Origin of the sequence: Mesorhizobium sp. M1E.F.Ca.ET.063.01.1.1 (assembly GCF_003998155.1) — a bacterium.
GTDB lineage: Bacteria > Pseudomonadota > Alphaproteobacteria > Rhizobiales > Rhizobiaceae > Mesorhizobium.
Window position 1 is genome coordinate 1 of sequence record NZ_RZSC01000744.1, and the last position, 2,832, is coordinate 2,832.

Here is a 2,832-nt window from a genome sequence, read left to right on the forward strand (position 1 = left end):
GCCCCGGCAGAGGACGTCGAATTTCGAAGCTTACGAGCTTCTGGTGCGCGGGCGGTCGCTGGTGACCCAGTCGCAAGAGGCGAACAAGACCGCACGTCCGCTCCTCGAAAGAGCGATCCAGCTGGATCCAGGCTTCGCGGAGGCGCATGCCTGGCTCGCGATGTCGCACCTGCTTGGTTGGATGTTCTGGGGAGAGCCTGAGGAGTACCGTTCACTCGGGCGGGCTGAGGCCGAGCGGGCGGTATCGCTCGATCCAGGGAACGCAGGCGCGCATTCAATCCTGGGTTATGTTTTGCAATTCGACTTTAGGGCGGATGAGGCAGCGGCGGAATTTGCGACAGCGTTGAGGATCGATCCCAACCACGCCGACACTTGGATCTTCCTGGGCGAATCGAAAGCGCATCTGGGTAACGCCGTCGAGGGGATCGAGTGCATTCAAAATGCCTTCCGGCTGGATCCTTACCCACCCGGACGATGCTATTGGCTGCGCGGGTACGTAGAATATGCTGCGCGCCGCTACGAGGATGCGGTCGACACCCTTCGGCATGAAACAACCTACCGGACAGGGTCGCGGCGGATTTTGGCTGCCGCCCTTGCACAGCTTGGTCGGATCGAAGAGGCCAAGGAGGAAGCACGACAATTCCTCGCCGCCAACCCGCATTTTTCCGCTCGGCAATGGGCGAGCACGCAGCCGTTCCGCCGCGACGCGGATCGCCAGCATTTCGTTGATGGCTATCTAATGGCGGGTCTACCCGAATGACTCGCTAAAGCGCGTCGCGATCATTCAGATTCGCTCCGTACGCTTTAGGTTTTTGATTTTACGCATGTCTTTGTCCCGAAACCGGTTACCACTTTCGGGAGACATGCTTTAGGTGCCCGTGCGAATGACCGTTTCTGGCGCACAGCGGTCGGAGGCCAACGTTCCCAATTGGGTCGGAAATTCGGTCGCTTAGAGATGATTGGTTTCACCCCATCGTCAGGCGACGTTTTTCCCGGTTGCGCCGGACCTCGCCTGCACGCCCGGCGCAAAGATCTCCTGGTCGACGAAGGTCAGCGCGCGCATGGCGCAGCCTTCGCGGATGAGCGGCAATTCGTTCGGCTCGGTGTCGAAGGAGATCGATTTGGAGTGCTGGCCGCCAGCGGTCTGAGCAATGGCCTCGCGCAGCGCCGGCTCTATCAGGTCGAAAGCCGCGGCGCTGACGCCGACCACGGCGACCGGCGCCGGGTCGATCAGCGCGAACAGGTTGCCGAGGCCGAAGCCCAGCGCCTCGCCCGCCCTGCGATAGGCCTCGCGTTCCGGGCCGTCCTTCTCGCGCGCCTTGGCGGCAAGCGCCCGCATGTCGGCATCGCTGACATCGACCGGCTCGGAGTCCTCGCTCATCCCTTTGGCATTGCGCCAGATGGCGTAGTTGCCGGCATAGGCCTCGACGCAGCCGCGGCGTCCGCAACGGCAGAGCGCGCCGCCCGGGCGGTGAATCATGTGGCCGAACTCGCCTCCGGAAGAATGCGTGCCGGTGAACAGCTCGCCCTTCAGCACAAGACCCATGCCGATGCCGTGCGAGAGCAGGATGGCGATGAAATTGTCGTGGTAGCGGTCGGGGTCGCGCCACTGCAGCGCCACCGCCATCATGTTGCAGTCGTTCTCCATGGTGGCCGGAATGCCGAATTCATGCTCCAGGATGTCGGCGAAAGGAATGTCGGTCAGTGGCGTGATCGGCGACCACAGCATGGCGCGGGCATGGGAATCGGTGATGCCCTGAATGCCCATGGCGATGCGCGCAACGCTGCCGACATCGAGGTCGGGGTCCTCCAGGCGGCGCCTGACGATCGCCATGCATTCGCCGATCAGCTCGTCGCGCGGCATGGTCAGCGTGTCGAGGCGCCGCTGTTCCTCGGCAATGACCTGACCGGCATAGTCGATGACGGCGACGGAGAGGAAATTCAGCGACAGCACCACCGTCACCACGGCGGCCGCTTCGGGATTGAGGGCGAGGCCGACCTGCGGCCGTCCACGCTTCAATGACGCGGTCTCGCTCGGCTTGCCCTCGGTCAGGATGCCTTCCTGGATCAGGTCCGAGGAGATTGCCGAAATCGTCGAGTGGCTGAGCCCGGTCGTCGCGGCGATCTCGGTTCGCGACGGCTGGCCGGCCCGGCGCACCGCCGAGAGCACCATGGCGCGGTTGCGCCGGCGCAGGTCGTCGTGGCGGATTCCGACCGACATTCTTTCCTTCCTCCCCGGTCAGCGCGGCCTCTTGACAATGCATGGGCCGTCGGCGACGCGCCAGACCGGTTCAGTTCCTTGATACAGCCACCGAACCGCCCTGGATTTGTTGTTCAGTCCGGTGGAAGCGGTTCTGCTCTTCTTCCGAAACTGTTCCGGGATAGTGGCAGAAGCGGCGGAGGCTGTCATTATTTATTGCGGGTCTCGAAAAAAAGTTCACGACACGTCAAAAACCATCAGAATCGCTGTTGACAGCGCTTCGGCGTTGGACCACTATTTTTTCGAGGCTCGAAAAAAAGAGCCTCAGTGCCGGCCTTCGGGCCAGTCTGGGTCGCGCCGCAAGGGCGCAGGGAGGAAATCATGAAGAGATTCGCAGCCGCCATGCTGGCGGGTGTCGCCATGTCGCTGACGCTGGCGTCGGCCGCAGAGGCGAAGGACAAGGTGATCGGCGTTTCGTGGTCGAATTTCCAGGAAGAACGCTGGAAGACCGACGAAGCGGCGATGAAGGCGGCCATCGAGGCGGCCGGCGACAAATATATCTCCGCCGACGCGCAGTCCAATCCGGGCAAGCAGCTCACCGACGTCGAAAGCCTGATCTCGCAGGGTGCCAA

Annotated in this window: 2 protein-coding genes and 1 pseudogene; 2 read left to right on the plus strand and 1 reads right to left on the minus strand. The window is 62.7% G+C overall.

What is annotated here, in order from left to right:
* A partial coding sequence (locus tag EOA29_RS31585; RefSeq protein WP_210213190.1) for a tetratricopeptide repeat protein occupies window positions 1-760 on the plus strand: 760 nt, incomplete at its 5' end.
* Window positions 761-976: 216 nt separating this feature from the next.
* Here the strand turns inward: EOA29_RS31585 and EOA29_RS31590 are convergent.
* On the minus strand, window positions 977-2,221 hold the full coding sequence (locus tag EOA29_RS31590) for an ROK family transcriptional regulator (protein ID WP_126091561.1): 1,245 nt from the start codon (window positions 2,219-2,221) through the stop codon (window positions 977-979).
* Between the two features lie 360 nt (window positions 2,222-2,581).
* Here EOA29_RS31590 and EOA29_RS31595 point away from each other — a divergent pair.
* Window positions 2,582-2,832 (plus strand): annotated as a pseudogene (locus EOA29_RS31595) (D-xylose ABC transporter substrate-binding protein); the annotation flags it as partial.